18 protein-coding genes and 1 other RNA gene are annotated in these 17,834 nt (G+C 60.4%); 12 read left to right on the top strand and 7 right to left on the bottom strand.

Annotation, left to right across the window (positions count from 1 at the left end; translation table 11 throughout):
* Positions 1 to 65: 65 nt before the first annotated feature.
* From ffs to CBB62_12255, 9 genes are all read left to right on the top strand, one after another.
* Positions 66 to 162: signal recognition particle sRNA small type (gene ffs, locus CBB62_12295), an RNA gene on the top strand.
* A 35-nt stretch (positions 163 to 197) separates the two neighbouring features.
* Positions 198 to 2,138 carry a hypothetical protein gene (locus CBB62_12290; protein ID OUT39796.1) on the top strand — a complete coding sequence of 647 codons (1,941 nt, stop codon included), beginning with the start codon at positions 198 to 200 and terminating at the stop codon, positions 2,136 to 2,138.
* 44 nt (positions 2,139 to 2,182) lie between these two features.
* Complete coding sequence (locus CBB62_12285; protein ID OUT39183.1) at positions 2,183 to 2,506, top strand: YbaB/EbfC family nucleoid-associated protein; 324 nt, start codon at positions 2,183 to 2,185, stop codon at positions 2,504 to 2,506.
* Positions 2,507 to 2,529: 23 nt separating this feature from the next.
* Positions 2,530 to 3,123, top strand: coding sequence for a recombination protein RecR (locus CBB62_12280; GenBank protein ID OUT39182.1), 594 nt, complete (start codon positions 2,530 to 2,532; stop codon positions 3,121 to 3,123).
* A 40-nt stretch (positions 3,124 to 3,163) separates the two neighbouring features.
* Positions 3,164 to 3,883 carry a pyrimidine 5'-nucleotidase gene (locus CBB62_12275; protein ID OUT39181.1) on the top strand — a complete coding sequence of 240 codons (720 nt, stop codon included), beginning with the start codon at positions 3,164 to 3,166 and terminating at the stop codon, positions 3,881 to 3,883.
* Positions 3,884 to 3,974: 91 nt separating this feature from the next.
* On the top strand, positions 3,975 to 4,829 hold the full coding sequence (locus tag CBB62_12270) for a 2,3,4,5-tetrahydropyridine-2,6-dicarboxylate N-succinyltransferase (protein ID OUT39180.1): 855 nt from the start codon (positions 3,975 to 3,977) through the stop codon (positions 4,827 to 4,829).
* A 6-nt stretch (positions 4,830 to 4,835) separates the two neighbouring features.
* The gene (locus CBB62_12265; protein ID OUT39179.1) at positions 4,836 to 6,014 is read left to right on the top strand and encodes a succinyl-diaminopimelate desuccinylase; all 1,179 of its coding nucleotides are present in this window, start codon (positions 4,836 to 4,838) and stop codon (positions 6,012 to 6,014) included.
* Positions 6,011 to 6,652, top strand: coding sequence for a hypothetical protein (locus CBB62_12260; GenBank protein ID OUT39178.1), 642 nt, complete (start codon positions 6,011 to 6,013; stop codon positions 6,650 to 6,652). Before CBB62_12265 ends, CBB62_12260 begins: the two co-directional genes overlap by 4 nt.
* A 45-nt stretch (positions 6,653 to 6,697) precedes the next feature.
* Complete coding sequence (locus tag CBB62_12255) at positions 6,698 to 7,333, top strand: hypothetical protein (GenBank protein ID OUT39177.1); 636 nt, start codon at positions 6,698 to 6,700, stop codon at positions 7,331 to 7,333.
* Between the two features lie 9 nt (positions 7,334 to 7,342).
* Here CBB62_12255 and CBB62_12250 read toward each other — a convergent pair whose 3' ends face one another.
* From CBB62_12250 to CBB62_12230, 5 genes are all read right to left on the bottom strand, one after another.
* Positions 7,343 to 8,086 (bottom strand): tRNA pseudouridine(38-40) synthase TruA, encoded by a 744-nt coding sequence (locus CBB62_12250; GenBank protein OUT39795.1) that lies wholly within the window; start codon positions 8,084 to 8,086, stop codon positions 7,343 to 7,345.
* A 44-nt stretch (positions 8,087 to 8,130) separates the two neighbouring features.
* On the bottom strand, positions 8,131 to 9,057 hold the full coding sequence (locus CBB62_12245; GenBank protein ID OUT39176.1) for a methionyl-tRNA formyltransferase: 927 nt from the start codon (positions 9,055 to 9,057) through the stop codon (positions 8,131 to 8,133).
* 21 nt (positions 9,058 to 9,078) lie between these two features.
* Positions 9,079 to 9,603 (bottom strand): peptide deformylase, encoded by a 525-nt coding sequence (locus CBB62_12240; GenBank protein ID OUT39175.1) that lies wholly within the window; start codon positions 9,601 to 9,603, stop codon positions 9,079 to 9,081.
* A gap of 127 nt (positions 9,604 to 9,730) precedes the next feature.
* Positions 9,731 to 11,077, bottom strand: coding sequence for a hypothetical protein (locus CBB62_12235; GenBank protein OUT39174.1), 1,347 nt, complete (start codon positions 11,075 to 11,077; stop codon positions 9,731 to 9,733).
* A 27-nt stretch (positions 11,078 to 11,104) separates the two neighbouring features.
* Entirely contained in the window at positions 11,105 to 12,037 is a 933-nt protein-coding gene (locus tag CBB62_12230) for an acetylglutamate kinase (protein ID OUT39794.1), read from the bottom strand.
* A gap of 277 nt (positions 12,038 to 12,314) precedes the next feature.
* On the opposite strand from CBB62_12230, the gene CBB62_12225 reads away from it, so the two are divergent.
* From CBB62_12225 to CBB62_12215, 3 genes are all read left to right on the top strand, one after another.
* A complete protein-coding gene (locus CBB62_12225; protein ID OUT39173.1) occupies positions 12,315 to 13,544 on the top strand; it encodes a 4-hydroxytetrahydrobiopterin dehydratase in 1,230 nt (409 codons plus the stop codon).
* 107 nt (positions 13,545 to 13,651) lie between these two features.
* Entirely contained in the window at positions 13,652 to 14,344 is a 693-nt protein-coding gene (locus CBB62_12220) for an aspartate/glutamate racemase (protein ID OUT39793.1), read from the top strand.
* Between the two features lie 15 nt (positions 14,345 to 14,359).
* The gene (locus tag CBB62_12215) at positions 14,360 to 15,334 is read left to right on the top strand and encodes a hypothetical protein (protein OUT39172.1); all 975 of its coding nucleotides are present in this window, start codon (positions 14,360 to 14,362) and stop codon (positions 15,332 to 15,334) included.
* 6 nt (positions 15,335 to 15,340) lie between these two features.
* Here CBB62_12215 and CBB62_12210 read toward each other — a convergent pair whose 3' ends face one another.
* Positions 15,341 to 16,003 carry a YihA family ribosome biogenesis GTP-binding protein gene (locus CBB62_12210; GenBank protein ID OUT39171.1) on the bottom strand — a complete coding sequence of 221 codons (663 nt, stop codon included), beginning with the start codon at positions 16,001 to 16,003 and terminating at the stop codon, positions 15,341 to 15,343.
* Positions 16,004 to 16,006: 3 nt separating this feature from the next.
* Entirely contained in the window at positions 16,007 to 17,833 is a 1,827-nt protein-coding gene (locus CBB62_12205; protein ID OUT39170.1) for a membrane protein insertase YidC, read from the bottom strand.
* Between the last annotated feature and the right edge of the window lies 1 nt (position 17,834).

The raw sequence follows: 17,834 nt of genomic DNA, 5'->3' as shown, positions 1-17,834 counted from the left end.
GTTTTTCAAAAAAACCGCATATTGCCTCTTGTCTTTACCGTGCTGAATCACTCTATTGAGGCATGGAAGGCTGGCGACGGGCGGTGCCCTCGCCAACCCGGTCAGGTCCGGAAGGAAGCAGCCGTAACGAGTTCGCTCCGGGTCGTCTGTCCAGTCTTCCACTTCTGCCTGTCATGTCCACGGACCCGATCAACCTCATGGATGCTGCATTCCCCGGCCTAGAACTGCCAGAAACCAGCAATCAGGCCGGGTACCGGGTTCTTGCACGCAAATACCGCCCACAGAGTTTCGACACCCTGATCGGTCAGGAAGCGCTGGTCCGCACCCTGCGTAACGCGATTGCCTCGGGTCGTATACACCACGGCTATATGCTGACCGGCGTGCGCGGTGTCGGCAAGACCACCACCGCGCGGCTGATCGCCCGTGCCCTCAACTATATCGGCCCCGATGGCAAGGGCGAGCCGACCGTCGGCCCCACCGATGACTGCCCGGTCTGCAAGGCGATTGCCGAGGGCCGCCATGTAGACGTGATCGAGATGGATGCGGCGTCGAATACCGGCGTCGATGACATGCGCGAAGTGATCGACAGCGCGCGCTATGCCCCGACCGAGGCACGGTACAAGGTCTACATCATCGATGAGGTTCACATGCTGTCGAAGAGCGCGTTCAACGCGCTCCTGAAGACGCTTGAGGAACCGCCACCGAGCGTTATTTTCATCTTCGCCACCACCGAAATCCGCAAGGTGCCGGTGACCGTGCTGTCGCGCTGTATGCGCTTTGATCTGCGTCGCGTCCCGGCGGAAATGCTGATCGACCACTTCAAGGGCATTGCGGAGCAGGAAAACGTCACCGTTGAACCGGAAGCCATGGCACTGGTTGCCCGTGCTGCCGATGGCTCGGTCCGTGACGGCCTCAGCCTGCTCGATCAGGCGATTGCCCTCGGTGATGGCAAGACGGTTACCGCCGAGGACGTGCGCGGTATGCTTGGCCTCGCTGACCGGCAACTGATTTTCGATCTGATCGAAGCAATCATCGAAGCCGATGCCGAGCGCGCGATTGCCACATATGGCACCCTGCATAATGCCGGGGCCGAGGCGACCACGGTTATTCAGGACCTGCTCGACCTGACCCATTTCATCACCCGCTGTGCGCTGGTCCCGACCGCTGCGAAGGGTGCTGATGTTCCGGAAGCAGAAGCCACCCGCGCCAGTGCGCTGGCAGGCAAGCTGGCAATGCCGGCACTGACCCGCATCTGGCAAATCCTGATGGCCGGGCTGAACGAGGTGCAACGGGCACCGCAGCCCCACATGGCTGCCGAGATGGTCATTCTGCGCCTGTGCCATGCCGCCGGTCTGCCCGACCCGAGCGATCTGATCAAGAAACTGAAAGACAGCGAGGGTGCCAGCGGCGCCGCCAGCGGTGCCAGCGGCGCCGCCAGCGGTGGCAGCGCGCCGACCAGTGGCGGTCCAAGCGCCAACCAGAACTCGCGCCATGCGGCACAAGTATCGCCCGGCATGCCGACCCGCCCGACGCCATCCGTGGCCGCGACAAGCGGTAATGCCGCGCTGTCGGTTGTACCGCAACAGCCACGGCCAATGCCCCAGACGGCAGCGCCCCGAACCGCACCACAGACTGCACCACAGCCAGCCGCCCAACCGGCCGCCGCGATCGCACTGAATTCCTTTGAGGATGCGCTGGAAGTCGTCCGGCAGCAGAAAGAACTTACCCTCTTTGCCGAGCTGAAACTCGATGCCCGCGTAGTAAATTTCGAGCAGGGCCGGATCGAGCTGCAGGACGAAGTCGGCATTTCCCCGACACAGGGTTACAAGCTGTCACAGCTGCTGACCGAGGCAACCGGCACCCCATGGGTGATCGAACTGGTCAACAAGGCCGGTGCCGAACCGGTGCGCGAACAGGAAAAGCAACAGGAAGCCGCCGAGATCGAGGAGCTGTCCCGGCATCCGATCGTTGCCGCCATCCGTGCAGCCTTTCCCGATGTGAGCATGGTGATCGACAATCTCAACGAACCGGAGATAGCGGGTTTTTCTGCTGGCGAGAGTTTCAGCAGTGATATATCCGACGATGTACCATTCGACCCGGAAGACCCGGGCTTCAATGATGATGACCCCGAGTTCTGATAACCCGAACCAATAACCGTCCCCCAACCGACAAGCAGAAGATCATGAAAAACCTTCAGCAGATGATGAAGCAGGCCCAACAGGCCCAGGCCAAGATGGCCGAAATGCAAAAAGAGATGGAACAGATGGAAGTCGCCGGCGAGAGCGGTGGCGGTGCCGTCAAGGTCGTCCTGACCGGCAAGGGCGAGGCCCGCAAGATCGACATCGACAAATCCATCATTGATCCCGATGACAAGGAAATGCTTGAGGATCTGCTCGTCGCCGCCATCAATCAGGCGCGCGGCAAGGCCGAACAGGAAATGCAGACCCGGATGCAGGACTTCGCCAAACAGATGGGTCTGCCACCGGGCATGAACCTGCCGTTCTGATACCGTAAAGGCCGCTGGACATCATGGCCGCTGGTGCCCTTGAAAACCTGATCCTGATGCTGGGCCGTCTGCCCGGCATCGGCCCGCGTTCCGCACGGCGCGTGGCCCTTGCCATGCTGCAGCGGCGCGACAGCCTGATGCGGCCACTGGGTCAGGCGATCCTCAATGCGGCTGACGCCATCCGCGATTGCCAGATTTGCGGCAATCTCGATACCACCGATCCCTGCGCCATCTGCGCCGACACCGAGCGCACCAGAAGCCAGATTTGCGTCGTGGCCGGGGTTGCCGATCTCTGGGCGATTGAGCGGACCGGTGCATTCAAGGGCCGCTATGCCGTGCTCGGCGGCACGCTCTCGGCCATTGACGGGATCGGCCCGGAAGACCTCGGCATACCCAAGCTGATCGCCCGTGCCCATGATGCGGAGGTAACCGAGGTGATCCTTGGCCTCAACGCCACCGTCGACGCCCAGACCACCGGCCATTACATCGCCGAGCAACTGCATGATGCCAATGTCGAGGTCACCCGCCTCGCCCACGGCATCCCGGTTGGCGGCGAAATGGATTATCTTGATGACGGCACCTTGACGACCGCGCTCCGCGCCCGACGTCGACAGTGATCAGTCAGTGAGTACACCGAACAACCAGAGGCAGAGAGCCATGTCAGCCGATACCAGCTTCGACCATATCGACACCTGGGTTTTCGACCTCGACAACACGCTCTATTCCGCCCGTGATGGTGTCTTCGTTCAGGTACACAAGCGCATGGGCTCCTTCATCGCCGACCGCTTCGGGCTGGATGCCGATGCGGCACGGCAGTTGCAGCGCGACTATTTCCGCAAGCACGGCACCACCCTGCGCGGGCTGATGGTCGAGAAGGGCATCGATCCCCACGAGTATCTGAGCTTTGTCCACGATATCGACCTGAGCGTGATCGAGGAAGCAGCCTGGCTCAACGAGGCGTTGCACCAATTGCCGGGGCGCAAGGTGATCTATACCAACGCCACGACGCCCTATGCCGAGCGCATTCTGGAACGGCTGACCATCAACCATCATTTCGACGGCATCTTCGACATTATCGCCGCCGATTATGCCCCGAAACCCGCCGATCAAGCTTTTGACCGGTTTCTGAGCGACCACAAGGTTAACCCGGAGACCGCCTGTATGGTCGAGGACATGGTCGTCAACCTCAAACCGGCTGCGGCACGCGGCATGACAACGGTCTGGCTGCGCGAAAGCCATGAACACGCCCATCACCATACTTTGCCGGGCATGGAAGAGGTGCCGGATTACGTCGATTGCGTGATCGACGACCTCTCGGACTGGCTTGAAAGCCTGTTTCCCGCCGTCGCGGCAAAAGCGGGCACCGCTTCCGATTGACTTGTGCCGCCGGGCATCCCATGTTGCGCTCGCTAACGGGATTTCCCCGACCCTTCCCATACCCACACGCCCGACTGAAAAGCCGCACGCCATGAGTAAACTGCAGACAATAATCAACAACGCCTGGGACAAGCGCGATCAGGTCAATGCCGATACCACCGGCGAGGTCCGTCAGGCGGTAGAGGAAGCGCTGGCCGCTCTCGATGATGGCAGTCTGCGCGTTGCCGAACCGTCTGGTTCACAGGCAGGTGGCAACTGGCAGGTCAATGAATGGGCGAAGAAGGCGGTACTGCTATCTTTCCGCCTGAACCCGACCAAAACCATCACCGGCGGCCCCGATGGCGCCAACTGGTTCGACAAGGTGCCGTCCAAGTTCATGGGCTGGGAGCAGAAGGATTTCGTACAGGCCGGTTTCCGTGCCGTTCCGGGGGCGATTGTCCGCCATGGTTCCTATATCGCCAAAGACGCAGTGCTGATGCCGAGCTTCGTCAATATCGGTGCCTATGTCGGCAGCGGCGTTATGGTTGATACATGGGCCACCGTCGGCTCCTGTGCCCAGATCGGGCGCAATGTTCACCTCTCCGGTGGTGCCGGTATTGGCGGGGTGCTCGAACCGCTGCAGGCCAATCCGGTGATTATCGAGGATGACTGCTTCATCGGTGCCCGCTCAGAGGTGGTCGAAGGCGTTATCGTCGGTCGCGGCGCGGTTATCTCCATGGGCGTCTATCTCGGTGCCTCGACCAAGATCATCAACCGCGAGACCGGCGAAGTGCATCGCGGTCGCGTGCCGCCATATTCGGTGGTTGTGTCCGGCACCCTGCCCGGTCGCACCCTGCCCGATGGCAGCCCCGGCCCCGGCCTCTACTGCGCCGTTATCGTCAAGACCGTGGATGAGCAGACCCGCTCGAAAGTCGGCATCAACGACCTGCTGCGCGGTATCGAATAATCACCCATGTCCAGCCCTGCCACGACCCATGATCCGATTGCGCTGGCGCAAGCATTGATCCGGTGTCAGTCCGTGACCCCGGTTGATGATGGTGCGCTCGATGTGGTGGCGAAGGCACTGGAACCACTCGGTTTCACCGTAACCCGGCTGACCTTCGGAGAGGGTGCGGAGGCAGTCCACAATCTCTACGCCCGCCGTGGCAGCGACGGCCCGGCCTTCTGCTTTGCCGGACATACCGATGTGGTACCGCCGGGCAATGATGCCGACTGGCAGCATGGACCATTCAGCGCAGAAATCACCGACAACGGTATTCTCTATGGTCGCGGTGCTGTTGATATGAAGGGCAATATCGCGTCCTTCCTCGCAGCCCTCACCCGCGCGGTTGAGGATGGCACGGCAGATAAAGGCTCGATCTCGCTGCTGATTACCGGCGATGAGGAAGGCCCCGGCGTCAACGGTACTGCCAAGGTTCTGGAATGGATGGCCGAACAGGGCGAAGGCTTCGATTTATGCCTCGTCGGTGAGCCGACCAGCATCGAGCATCTGGGCGATGTCATGAAGATCGGGCGACGCGGCTCCATGACCGGCACCCTTACCGTGACCGGCATTCAGGGCCATGCCGCCTATCCACACCGGGCCGATAATCCACTGCATCCACTGGTGCGCCTGCTGAATGCCCTGATTGCCGAGCCACTGGATGACGGCACCGAGCATTTCGAGCCATCAACCCTGCAACTGACCACCATCGATGTGGGCAACCCGGCCTCGAATGTGATTCCGGCCCGTGGCACCGCCGTGTTCAACAGCCGGTTCAATGACCGGCATACCGCAGACAGCCTTGAGGCAGAGTTGCGACGCCGTCTCGACAGCGTCGGGGTTGCCTATGAGTTGTCGCTGAAGGCAACGGCCCATCCGTTCCTCACCGCACCCGGCCCGGTAATCGAGGCAGCCCGCAAGGCGATTGCCGCCAAGACCGGGCGCATGCCGGAGATGACCACTGGTGGCGGTACCTCCGATGCCCGGTTTGTGACCCATTACGGTCCGGTATTCGAGTTCGGTCTGGTCGGCGATACCATGCACCAGGTTGATGAGCGCGTGCCCACTGCCGATCTGCTGCAACTGGCCGATGTGTACCATGCAATCCTGCAGGAATTTTTCGCTGTTTCCGGAGCAGACACCCGATGATTGGTATGGCTGAAAGTTTACGCGGCGCCCTGATGCTGGCCCGGTTCGACAAGCGCGGCCTCGGTGCCTTCGATGGCAGCATTGCCAGCGCGCGCGCCTCGTTCAAGGTGATCTGGCCGCTGATGATCTATTACCTGATCATGTCGATGGTGATCTTCTCCCTGATGAGCGCTACCGGCATGGAGACCGCAGCAACCGAGGGGTCTGAGGGGACAATCGACGATACCGCCGCCCTCAAGGCCGCAGCCCTGCTTGCCATCGGTCAGGTGATCTCATGGCTTGGCCTGCTCGTGCTGATGGAAGCGGTGCTGACACGGGCCGAGCTTGGCCACCGTTTCCATACCGCCCTTGCCGCCTATAACTGGACCATGTTCTGGCGCAAGGCGCTGGAACTGCTGCCACTGCTGCTGGTTGCGGGCGGTGCCGCCGCTGCCGGTGTCGGCATGCTGCAACTGCTGATCCTCGGCTACAGCCTCATCTATCTGTTCTTCACCATGAAGACCGCGCTCGACAATCACGGCTTCGAGGCGGCGCTTATCGTGATGCTCGAGGTCATACTCGCGTTGACCGTACCCCTGCTTGCAGCGCAGACTGATCCCGAGACGTTTCAGGCCCTGATGAACAACGCCCAGCGATAGCGTCGGCCCGATACAGCACCCGAACAAACCGGAAGGTCACTCTTGATGTACCGAGATGCCGAACCGCGCCTGTCCTTACTGGGTGCCCTTCGGCTGGCCGGGTTCAAGGCGGATGGGGTGCAGTTCTTCAAGGGCACGGATGCGGCGGCCCGCCGGTCGTTCCTGCAGGTTCTGCCGCTGATGCTCATGGGCTTCATCGCCCTTGCCATGCTCCGCCCGCTGACCCCGTTCGGGGCCGATCCCGATACCTTCATCATGGCCTTTACCGCGACCGAGGCCGAGCGCGGCAGCCATATGGCGCATTGGATCGGCGTCAACCTGCTGGCCCAGATCGTCAAATGGACCCTGTTCCTCGTCGTGGTACGGGAGATCATGCGGATCATGGAGCATGGCCGCTATTTCAGCCGCTTCGTGCAGGTGTTCAACTGGATGCTGGTGGTGCGGATGATGGTTGTCCTGCTGCCGCTGTTCCTCAACCTGATCGGGCTTGTCACCCTTGATGCCGCCCGGATCGCGGTGATCACCGTCAGTTGGATGCTGCTGGTCTATCAGTGGTTCGGCTATCGCACAGCGCTGCAGATCCACTGGTCGCTGGCGCTTGCCCTGATCGTGCTCGAAACCATTCTGTCGATCATGATCGGCGGCTTCGCCCTCGGCGCCCTGCGCCAGGGTGGCGGGTAACGGCCCACCTTAATCCTCGTAAAACGCCTGCATGAAGTAGAGGCCGTCGGAGGGGGCGGTTTGGCCGGCGGCGGAGCGGTCCTTTGCCTCGAGGATATCCTTCATGTCATCGGCAGTGATCGTACCCCAACCGACATCGCGGAGCGTACCGGTCATGTTGCGCACCTGATGATGCAGGAAGGATCGGGCCGCGACATCAACCCATATCTCGTCACCGACGCGGGTAATATCGAGTTTGTCGAGCGTCTTCATCGGTGACTTCGCCTGACAATGGCTGGCACGGAAGCTGGTGAAGTCATGATGCCCTAGCAGGTGTTTCGCCGCCTTTGCCATCTCTTCGACATTCAGCTCCACCGGGATATGCCAGACCCGCCCGGCATCAAGGCCCGGCCGTGCCCGGCGGTTCAGGATACGGTAGCGATAGGCGCGACCGACCGCCGACAACCGGGCATGGAAATGGTCGTCCACCGCCTCTGCCGTCACGATCGCGACCGGCCATTCTTTCATGTGGAAATTGGTGGCGTCGCGTACTTCCTTGGCGGAATAGCGGATAGGCAGGTTCACATGGGCGACCTGTGCCAACGCATGTACCCCGGCATCGGTCCGGCCACAGACATAGACCGGCGGCGGATGGCCGAGGAATTTCGCCATCGCATCCTCAATCACGCCCTGAACGCTGACGCCGTGCTCCTGTTTCTGCCAGCCGACGAACGGTCCGCCATGATATTCAACCGTCAGCTTCCAGCGCTGCATCGGTGAATTGTCAGGGTTCGGCTGATCCGGCTGATTGTGCAGGGTCATGACAGCACATCACCGACGGCGAGGGTTTTGGCACCGTTCCAGAACGCCGCACCATCAACGGCGGATTTGCCCGGACGCTGCAGCTTCTCCAGCCGCAGCGCGGTGCCCGCAGCACAGGCGATGACCGGGTCTTTTGCCAGAATGGTGCCGGGTTGTGCCGATGCCTGCCCGCCCACAATACCAGCGGCCAGAACCTTGACCACCTGCCCTTCCAGCTCCGCCGTGGTGCCGGGCCATGGACGGAAGGCGCGGATGCGTCGGGCGATCACATCCGCCGGTTGCGTCCAGTCGATACGGCTCTCGGCCTTGTCCAACTTGGCGGCATAGGTAACGCCCGCTTCCGGCTGCGGTGTCGGCGGCAACTGGCCAGCCTCAAGCTTCGTCAGCGCCTCGACAATCAGCGTGCCGCCCATATCCGACAGGCGGTCATGAAGGCTGCCGGCATCGTCGCTGTCGGCAATCGGCGTGCTGCCGATCAGCAGCATATCGCCGGTATCAAGACCGGCATCCATCGCCATGATGGTAACGCCGGTTTCCGCATCCCCGGCCTCGATCGCCCGCTGGATCGGTGCGGCCCCGCGCCAGCGCGGCAGCAGTGAAGCATGAATGTTCAGGCAGCCGTGCTTCGGCGCATCAAGAATGGCCTGCGGCAGAATCAGGCCATAAGCAACAACCACCGCCACATCGAGATCAAGCGCGGCAAACTCGGCCTGCACATCGGCATCGCGCAGGCTTTTCGGCGTGCGTACCTCAATGCCGTGGTCGAGGGCGGCCTGATGCACCGGCGATGGCCGTTCCTTATGGCCGCGTCCGGCGGCGCGTGGTGGCTGGGAATAGACGCAGGCAATCTCGTGCCCCGTCTCGATCAGCGCGGTCAGGGCAGTAACCGAAAAATCCGGTGTCCCCATGAAGGCTAGACGCATAACAGCTCCGGTCCGATCGGGTTAGCCAGCAGCAGATTGTTGTTGCTTGATATATTTCTGCGCCTTCTTGACCAGCATGTTGCGGCGCAGGCTGGAGAGGTAATCCACAAACAGCACGCCATCGAGGTGGTCAATCTCGTGCTGGATCACGGTGGCGAGGAAGCCATCGGCATCGATCTCATGGGCCTTGCCGGTCTCATCGAGATATTTCACCTTCACCGCCACCGGGCGTTCGATATCGGCATATTGCTCGGGGATCGACAGACAGCCCTCGTTATAGCTGCCCAGTTCCTCCGACGACCATGTGATCACCGGGTTGATGATCTTGTATGGCTGCGGTTTCTCGTCCTTTTCTGCCGGATCGAGCACCAGCATCCGCTCCATGATCCCGACCTGTGGGGCGGCGAGGCCAACACCCGGCGCGTCATACATGGTTTCGAGCATGTCATCGAGCTGGCGGCGATGCGCGTCGGTGACTTCCTTCACCGGATCACATTTCACGCGCAGGCGGCGGTCGGGAACGGTCACGATTGGTAGGATGGCCATGGGTTAGTCCGGCTGACAGGTTATCGATATCGGTATTTGCCCTTGGACTTAACCAATCCTGCGACAAGGTCAAGGGCTAGCCGGATTTACACGGGCTTACCCAGCCTGTTTCCCACTCGTTTTGAGGTCAGGTTTCTGGCGCGTCTTCGGTCATTTCCGGTGCGCTCAGCACGCGGCTGGTGCCCTCGACCGGGGACAGGCTGATGGTTTTGTCGCCATCGCTGTCGCTCGGTGCCTGCAGCTCCGCCATTTTGCGCGCGGCGGGCAGGACACGGCTTTCGACCGAGGCAACAAAATCGTTATAGCCACCAATGGCGCTGTTCAGCCCCTTGCCGACCTTGTTCAGATGCCCAGCCATTTTGCCGATACGGTCATAGAGTACCTTGCCCTGCTCGGCTATCTTGCGGGCATTATCGGCAATGCTCTCCTGCCGCCAGCCGAAATGTACGGCGCGGAGCAGCGCCAGCAGCGTGGTCGGTGTCGCGATAATCACATGATTGTCCATGCCTTCCTGTATAAGGTTCGGACGGTGATCGAGGGCGATTGAGAAGTAATGCTCACCGGGCATGAACAGCACGACAAATTCCGGGCTGAAATCGAGTTTTTTCCAATAGCCCTTGCTGCCCAGATCCTTCACATGCTTGGCCACCGCATCGGCATGCTCCTTGTGATAGCGCGCAGCCTCTTCCGGGTGTTCCGCCGCCTTCAGGAACGCCTCCAGCGGCACCTTGGCATCGACGGCAATACGCTGGCCACCCGGCAGTTTAACCACCATGTCCGGGCGCTGCAGGCGACCTTCATCGCTCTCCATGCTGGATTGCTCGCTGAAATCCACATGGGACAGCATACCGGCCATCTCGACCACATTGCGGAGCTGCAATTCGCCCCAGTTGCCGCGATGCTTGGTATTGCGCAGAGCGTTGTTCAGCTTGAGGGTTTCCTCGCGCAGCACCTGATGCTGCTCGCCCATGCTTTTCACCTGTTCCTTCAACTCGGAATAGGCACCGTGGCGGTCCTTTTCGAGCTGGGTCAGCTGCTCACGCATCTGGCCGAGGTTCTCCTGCATCGGCTTGACCAGTGCCGCGATAGCCTCTTGCCGTTTTTCCAGATCACCGCCGCTCACCTCGGTCAAACGCTTGAAGCGTTCCTCGGCGGTTTGCAGGAACTTCTCGGTACTCCCGGCAAGTGCCTTGCCCGCCAGAGCCTCGAAGGTATCGGTCATGTTCTTGCGGGATTCCTCATACGCCTGCTGCCGGGCCTCGGCCTGCGCACGGAGTTCGGCATTGCGGGCCTCAAGCTGGGTATTGGCCGCCTGCAGGCTGTCCACCTCACCTTCGAGACGCTGCCGCTCGGTCTCGGCATAATCCAGCCTGGCCTTGATACCGCCGCTCATCGCCTTTACCAGCGATGCCGCGATAATACTGCCCAGAAGGGCACCGATAGCGATGGAAACCGGATCGATTGCAAAGGCCAAGTTGTCGTCTCCCTGTTGCTATAGCTGTCAGTACGCCACGTGATCGCGGTGAATGATCGTACCCGCACCGCCCTTGGTGAAAATCTCAAGCAGCAGCGAATGCGCCTTGCGGCCATCTAGGATAACCGACGCCTCGACGCCATCCTCGATCGACTGGATACAGGTCTCGATCTTCGGGATCATGCCGCCGGAAATCGTCCCGTCCTTGATCCGGGCACGGGCCTCGCTGACGCTCAGCTCCTCAATCAGCGTGCCGTCGCGATCGAGGACGCCCGGCACGTCGGTCAGCAGCAACAGGCGTGACGCACCGATGGCACCGGCAACCGCACCGGCTGCTGTATCGGCATTGATGTTCAGGGTCTCGCCCTCGGGGCCGATACCGATCGGCGCAATCACCGGGATCAGGTTCGAGCGCTCGAAGATGGCGAGGATTTCAGGATCGACCTGTGCCGGTTCACCGACAAAGCCGAGGTCGAGAATCTTCTCGATATTGCTGTCGGTGTCATGGGTTGTGCGACGCAGGCGGTTGGCACGGATCATGGTGCCATCCTTGCCGCAGATGCCCACGGCCTTGCCACCAGCGGCATTGATTGAGGCGACCACCTGTTTGTTGATCGACCCGGCGAGCACCATCTCGACCACATCAACCGCGTCACGGTCGGTGACACGCAGGCCGTCGACAAACTCCGACTTGATCCGCAGCCGCTCCAGCATCTTGCCGATCTGCGGGCCGCCGCCATGCACCACCACCGGATGAATGCCGACCTGTTTCAGCAGCACGATATCACGGGCAAAGCGATCACCGAGATCGGCATCACCCATGGCGCTGCCGCCGTATTTCACGACAAAGGTGCGTTTGGCATAGCGCCGCATATAGGGCAGCGCCTCGGACAGAACGCGCGCTTTCGACAGGGCATCGAGGTCCGCCGTGGCGGCATCAAAGGGGGTGTTATCAGTCATAATCCGTACCGGCATGGGTTAAGTGCCGATACCCTAAGCATCCCGCAGCCGATACCGCAAGCGACAGCCCCTGCAACCCTGCCATTCCAGACACTTAGCATCCCGCATGGCACGGTCATTTCAGGCTCCGAGACGGGTTTTGAAGGTTTTTCACAGCCGGAGTCTTGAAAAGGGGTAGAAAGCAAAAATGTTATAATATAACAGTTATAACATAACACAATATAACAGTTATAACATAACACATACGTCCCTACCCGTCAGACAAGCGAGCGATCCCATGCCACAAAACCCGACACAGAAACTTCCCGTCACCGTCCTGTCAGGCTTTCTGGGTGCGGGCAAGACCACGCTGATGAACCATATCCTCAACAACCGCGAGGGCCGTCGGGTCGCGGTCATTGTCAATGATATGAGCGAGGTCAATATCGACGCCGAGCTGATCCGCGAGGGCGGCGCCAACCTGTCCCGTACCGAGGAAACGATGGTCGAAATGACCAATGGCTGCATCTGCTGCACCCTGCGCGATGACCTGTTGCAGGAGGTGCGCAAGCTGGCCAGCGAAGGCCGTTTCGACTATTTGCTGATCGAGAGCACGGGCATTTCCGAGCCGCTGCCGGTCGCCACCACCTTCGATTTCCGGGACGAGGACGGCAACAGCCTCGCCGATGTGGCCCGGCTCGACACCATGGTCACCGTGGTCGATGCGGTCAATCTGCTGAAGGATTACAGCTCCACCGACTTCCTCGCGGACCGTGGTGAGAGCCTCGGTGAGGAGGATGAGCGGACGCTGGTTGACCTGCTCGTCGACCAGATCGAATTCGCCGATGTGATCATCCTGAACAAGATCGACATTGCCTCACCGGAACAGCGGGATACGGCGCGCAAGATCATCACCTCGCTCAACCCCTCGGCCGACATTATCGAAACCAGCCACAGTCAGGTCGATCTCGACCGGGTGCTGAATACCGGCCGGTTTGACCTCGACAAGGCACAGGAACACCCGCTCTGGTATCAGGAACTCTACGGCCATGCCGAGCACGTGCCGGAGACCGAAGAATATGGCATCAGCAGCTTCGTCTACCGCAACAAGCGGCCATTCGATCCGCAGAAATTCTATGACTTCCTGCAACAGGACTGGTCCGGCGTGATCCGCGCCAAGGGCTTGTTCTGGCTCGCCACCCGTGCTGCCTTCGTCGGTGATCTGAGCTGGGCCGGTGCCGTGGTCCGGCATGAGCCCATGGGCTTCTGGTGGGCGGCGGTACCGCAGGAACGCTGGCCGGAGGACAAAGGCTGGCTGCAGACGATCAGGAAGTACTGGAACGACACCTATGGCGACCGCCGTCAGGAGCTGGTGTTTATCGGGCATGACATGGACAAACAGGCGATGATTGCCGCCCTTGATGCATGCCTGATCGACCATCCCGACGATGTGCTGTTCAACCCCGATGACTGGCATCACCTGAAGGACCCGTTCCCGCAATGGACGCTCGGCAGCATGGCTGCATGAGTTTTGCGCATCCCTGCCTCACCCCGAAACCCGGTTTCATGAGGGATCGATGATGTTAGCGTAATCACCTGACCTGATTGCGTGAGTATTGACCCCACATGAACCACATGAAAACCATCGGCCTGATCGGCGGCATCAGCTGGGAAAGCACGGTCACCTACTACCAGATGCTCAACCGTGCGGTACGCGCGCGGCTCGGCGGGCTGCATTCGGCCCGGGTCATTCTCAATTCGGTCGAGTTCAAAGAAGTCGCGGATTACCAGAGTGCCGGTGACTGGGACAGTGCCTGCCGGATCATGGTCGAGGCAGCACAATCGATCGAGCGGGGCGGTGCCGACTGCCTGCTGATCGGTGCCAATACCATGCATAAATGCGCCGAGGCGATTACGGCTGCGGTTGATATTCCGCTGATCCATATCGCCGATGTTACCGCTGCGGCGATCAAGGAGGCGGGCTGTAAGAAGCCGCTGTTACTCGCGACCCGCTATACCATGGAGCAGGATTTCTACCGTGGCCATCTGGCGTCCAGACACGGGGTCAATGCCGTGGTGCCGGATGATGACGCACGCACCGTGGTACATGACATCATCTATAACGAGCTGTGTCAGGGCATTGTTACCCCACTCGCAAAAGAGAAGTACCTGAACATTATCGCGGATGCGGTGCAAAACGGCTGTGACGGTGTTATCTTCGGCTGTACCGAAATCGGCCTGTTGCTGACGCCCGATGATGTCAGCATCCCGGCCTTCGACACGGCCCATCTGCACGCAGAAGCCGCCGTGGATTTCGCCCTGTCTTAAGAACAAGATCGCATCATGCAGGCATATCTGAACACGCTCGGTCGCAAGTCACTCAAGACCTTCATCACCCTGATGAAGATCATGCTGCCGGTGATGATACTGGTGCGGCTCGGCGACCAGATTGGCCTGACCGACTGGCTCGGCCAGATGCTGGTGCCGGTAATGTCACTGGTCGGTCTGCCACCGGAAGCGGGGCTGGTCTGGGGCATCTCCCTGCTGATCGGCACCTATGGCGGGCTCGGTGCCTATCTGACCCTGCTGCCGGGTATGGAGATCAGTGTTGCCCAGCACAGCATTCTCTGCGCCATGATGCTGATCGCCCATATGATCCCGGTGGAACAGGCCATCGTATCCCGCGCCGGTGCCAGCTTCTGGATCACCAGTGCCGTGCGGATTGGCGGCGCGCTGCTGTTCGGCGCGATTATCTGGCAAATCTGTCAGGCGACCGGCTGGCTGTCGGAACCGCTCAACCTCACATGGGCACCGGAAATCAGTGCCAAAACCGGCTGGGCTGACTGGGCCATCGGTACCGCAAGCTCCATGCTGTCGATCCTGATGATCATCATCATGCTGTTCATCCTGCTCGACGGGTTGGAGAAGATCGGTGTGATCCGGCACTTCACCCGCCTGCTCGAACCGCTGCTGCGGGTGATCGGCATCGACCCGCGACTGGCACCGCTCACCACCATAGGACTGCTGCTCGGCATCACCTATGGCGGCGGACTGCTGATACAGGCAACGCAGGAACAGGTATTCAGCCCCAAGGCCAAGCTGCTGGCGCTGTCACTGATCTCGCTCTGTCACGCGATTATCGAGGATACGCTGCTGTTCATCGCTTTCGGCGCTGATATCTGGATCGTGCTGGTTGCCCGGATTATCTTCACCCTCGCCTTTATCGCCATCATGGCGCGGCTGCTCAATATCTGGCCAAGCATGGATGAGGTGACGACCGATATGGCGACAGAACCGGTTGAAAATCCCGCAGGCTGATCAGCCTCAGCTGTCGGCCAGCATCGCCAGACTGGCGCGGATTTCCTCGATACCGATGCCTTTTTCCGAACTGCTGGAAATCACCTCGGGGTGCGCCGCCGGGTGTTTGACCAGCTTTTCCACGGTTTCGGCATGGCGGCGTTCGGCATCGCCCTTCTTGATCTTGTCGATCTTGGTCAGGATCACCTGATAGGGCACTGCCGACCCATCGAGCAGCTTCAGGATTTCGGTATCGTTTTCCTTGATCCCGTGGCGGCTGTCGATCAGCACGCAGACCCGGCGCAGCGGCACGCGGCCACGCAGATAGTCCTTGAGCAGACGGGTCCAGGCATCAACCACCGACTTTGACACCTTGGCATAGCCATAGCCCGGCATATCGACGAGCCGCATCTGGCCACCGAGGTCAAAGAAGTTGAGCGCCTGTGTCCGCCCCGGCGTATTGGAGGTGCGGGCGATGGTGCCACGCGCGGTCAGGGCGTTGATCAGGCTCGACTTGCCCACATTGGAGCGTCCGGCAAAGGCAATCTCCGGTACGCCCTCAACCGGCAACTGGTCGAGATTGACCACGCTCAGCATGAAGTCGCAGGGGCCGGTGAACAGCTTGCGCCCGGCCTCGATTGCCTCACCCTCAGGGCCGGTAATCAGGGATGGTGTGATATCCCCCTTCATGGATCAGTCAGCCTTTCCGGCATCGTCATCCTTGCTGAACAGGGATACCTTGACCCCCATGCTGCGCATGATGATCGTCTGCTGGATGATCGAAAGCGTGTTGTTCCATGTCCAGTAGATCACCAGACCAGCCGGGAATGATGCCAGCAGGAAGGTGAAGACGATCGGCATGAACATGAAGACCTTTTGCTGGACCGGGTCCGGCGGGGTCGGGTTCAGGCGCATCTGGATGAACATCGATAAGCCCATGATGATCGGCAGGATACCGACCGCAAGGAAGGTCGGGCCGTCATAGGGCAGCAGGCCGAACAGGTTCCAGAAGCTGGTCGGATCAGGCACCGACAGATCCTTGATCCAGCCATAGAACGGCGCATGGCGCATCTCGATACTGACGAACAGCACCTTGTAGAGCGCAAAGAACACCGGAATCTGGATCACAATGGGCAGACAGCCGGAGAGCGGGTTCACCCCCTCGTCCTTGTAGAGCTTCATCATCTCCTGCTGCAGGCGCATTTTGTCGTCGGCATATTTCTCCCGCAGCTCGGTCATGCGCGGCTGGAGTTTGCGCAGGATGCTCATCGACTTGTACGACTTGTTGGCCAGCGGGAAGAACACCAGCTTGACCACAACGGTAAAGGCGAGGATCGCGAGACCGAAATTTCCGAGGATGCCGTAGAGGAAATCGATGGCGAAGAAGAACGGCTTGGTCAGGAAATAGAACCAGCCGAAATCCACCGCCCGGTCGAAGCGCGGAATACTGTATTCCTCGCTGTAACGGTCGAGCAGCTGCACTTCCTTGGCACCGGCGAAGATATGGGATTTGACCGAGATCGTCTCACCCGCCGGAATTTCCTGCCCGGCACCGAGCATGTCGATCTGATACTGGTCCCGATTGGCGGTGTAGGTAACGCGGCCCGTGATCTTGGCATTGCCGTCAGGGATCAGGCTGACCAGCCAGTATTTGTCGGTGATGCCGATCCAGCCACCCTGGCTGTCATAACGGTTGCTGACGCGACCGCCGTTGTCCTGCGCCTCGTCCTGCAAGGCGCTATAGCCAAGTTCGGTCAGGGTGCCATTGAACACGCCGAGCGGGCCTTCATGCAGGATGAAAAACTCTTTGCCATGGGGCAGATTGCGACGGGATGCGAGCGAGTACGGGAACAGCGTTACTGCCTCATCGGTATTGTTGATGACCCGCTGGTCGACCGAGAACATGAAATCCTTGTCGACCGAAATCCGGCGCTCGAACACGAGACCGGCGCCATTATCCCAGCGCAAAGTCACAGGCGAGTTGATACCAAGTTCGGTATTCTCGCCCGCCAGCTGCCATTGGGTGTCCTTGTCCGGTACCGCAGGCCCACCATTACCGGCGATCCAGCCGACATTGGCGTAATAAGGGGTTTCCGACCCGACCGGCGAGAGCAGTGCCACTTCCTGATCGCGGTCAACGGTGACGTAGTAATCGCCAAGGGTCAGATCATCAATCCGACCACCGGTCAGACTGATCGAGCCGTGCAGGCGCGGCGTGCTGATACGTACGCGCTCACCACTATCAGCCAGCACATCCGCCCGGTCACGGGCCACGGCCAGGCCGTCATCGGCGTTGCTGACCACCGCACCATCGGGCTGCGGCAGGTCATGGCCATCGGCATCTGCTGTAGCTTCACCGGTATTGCCCGCTTCCGCCTGCTCGAGTTCGGCCTGCGCCTTCAGGGCTTCCTGACGGGGACGCTCATAGAAATAATGGAACCCCAATATCACCATGACCGACAGGATGACGGCCATGATCAGATTACGCTGATCCACTTGCTGATCGGGACGAGGGCGCATG

The sequence above is a fragment of the Micavibrio sp. TMED2 genome (assembly GCA_002168225.1).
GTDB lineage: Bacteria > Pseudomonadota > Alphaproteobacteria > TMED2 > TMED2 > TMED2.
The sequence above is the reverse complement of the archived record's forward strand: the minus strand, read 5'-3'. Positions and strand labels throughout refer to the sequence as shown.

Excerpts from the sequence above, each read along its gene's own strand:
- CBB62_12290 (OUT39796.1), top strand. The coding sequence starts at position 198 with ATGGATGCTGCATTCCCCGGCCTAGAACTGCCAGAAACCAGCAATCAG.
- CBB62_12285 (OUT39183.1), top strand. The coding sequence starts at position 2,183 with ATGAAAAACCTTCAGCAGATGATGAAGCAGGCCCAACAGGCCCAGGCC.
- CBB62_12280 (OUT39182.1), top strand. The coding sequence starts at position 2,530 with ATGGCCGCTGGTGCCCTTGAAAACCTGATCCTGATGCTGGGCCGTCTG.
- CBB62_12275 (OUT39181.1), top strand. The coding sequence starts at position 3,164 with ATGTCAGCCGATACCAGCTTCGACCATATCGACACCTGGGTTTTCGAC.
- CBB62_12270 (OUT39180.1), top strand. The coding sequence starts at position 3,975 with ATGAGTAAACTGCAGACAATAATCAACAACGCCTGGGACAAGCGCGAT.
- CBB62_12265 (OUT39179.1), top strand. The coding sequence starts at position 4,836 with ATGTCCAGCCCTGCCACGACCCATGATCCGATTGCGCTGGCGCAAGCA.
- CBB62_12260 (OUT39178.1), top strand. The coding sequence starts at position 6,011 with ATGATTGGTATGGCTGAAAGTTTACGCGGCGCCCTGATGCTGGCCCGG.
- CBB62_12255 (OUT39177.1), top strand. The coding sequence starts at position 6,698 with ATGTACCGAGATGCCGAACCGCGCCTGTCCTTACTGGGTGCCCTTCGG.
- CBB62_12250 (OUT39795.1), bottom strand. The coding sequence starts at position 8,086 with ATGCAGCGCTGGAAGCTGACGGTTGAATATCATGGCGGACCGTTCGTC.
- CBB62_12245 (OUT39176.1), bottom strand. The coding sequence starts at position 9,057 with ATGCGTCTAGCCTTCATGGGGACACCGGATTTTTCGGTTACTGCCCTG.
- CBB62_12240 (OUT39175.1), bottom strand. The coding sequence starts at position 9,603 with ATGGCCATCCTACCAATCGTGACCGTTCCCGACCGCCGCCTGCGCGTG.
- CBB62_12230 (OUT39794.1), bottom strand. The coding sequence starts at position 12,037 with ATGACTGATAACACCCCCTTTGATGCCGCCACGGCGGACCTCGATGCC.
- CBB62_12225 (OUT39173.1), top strand. The coding sequence starts at position 12,315 with ATGCCACAAAACCCGACACAGAAACTTCCCGTCACCGTCCTGTCAGGC.
- CBB62_12220 (OUT39793.1), top strand. The coding sequence starts at position 13,652 with ATGAAAACCATCGGCCTGATCGGCGGCATCAGCTGGGAAAGCACGGTC.
- CBB62_12215 (OUT39172.1), top strand. The coding sequence starts at position 14,360 with ATGCAGGCATATCTGAACACGCTCGGTCGCAAGTCACTCAAGACCTTC.
- CBB62_12210 (OUT39171.1), bottom strand. The coding sequence starts at position 16,003 with ATGAAGGGGGATATCACACCATCCCTGATTACCGGCCCTGAGGGTGAG.
- CBB62_12205 (OUT39170.1), bottom strand. The coding sequence starts at position 17,833 with ATGCGCCCTCGTCCCGATCAGCAAGTGGATCAGCGTAATCTGATCATG.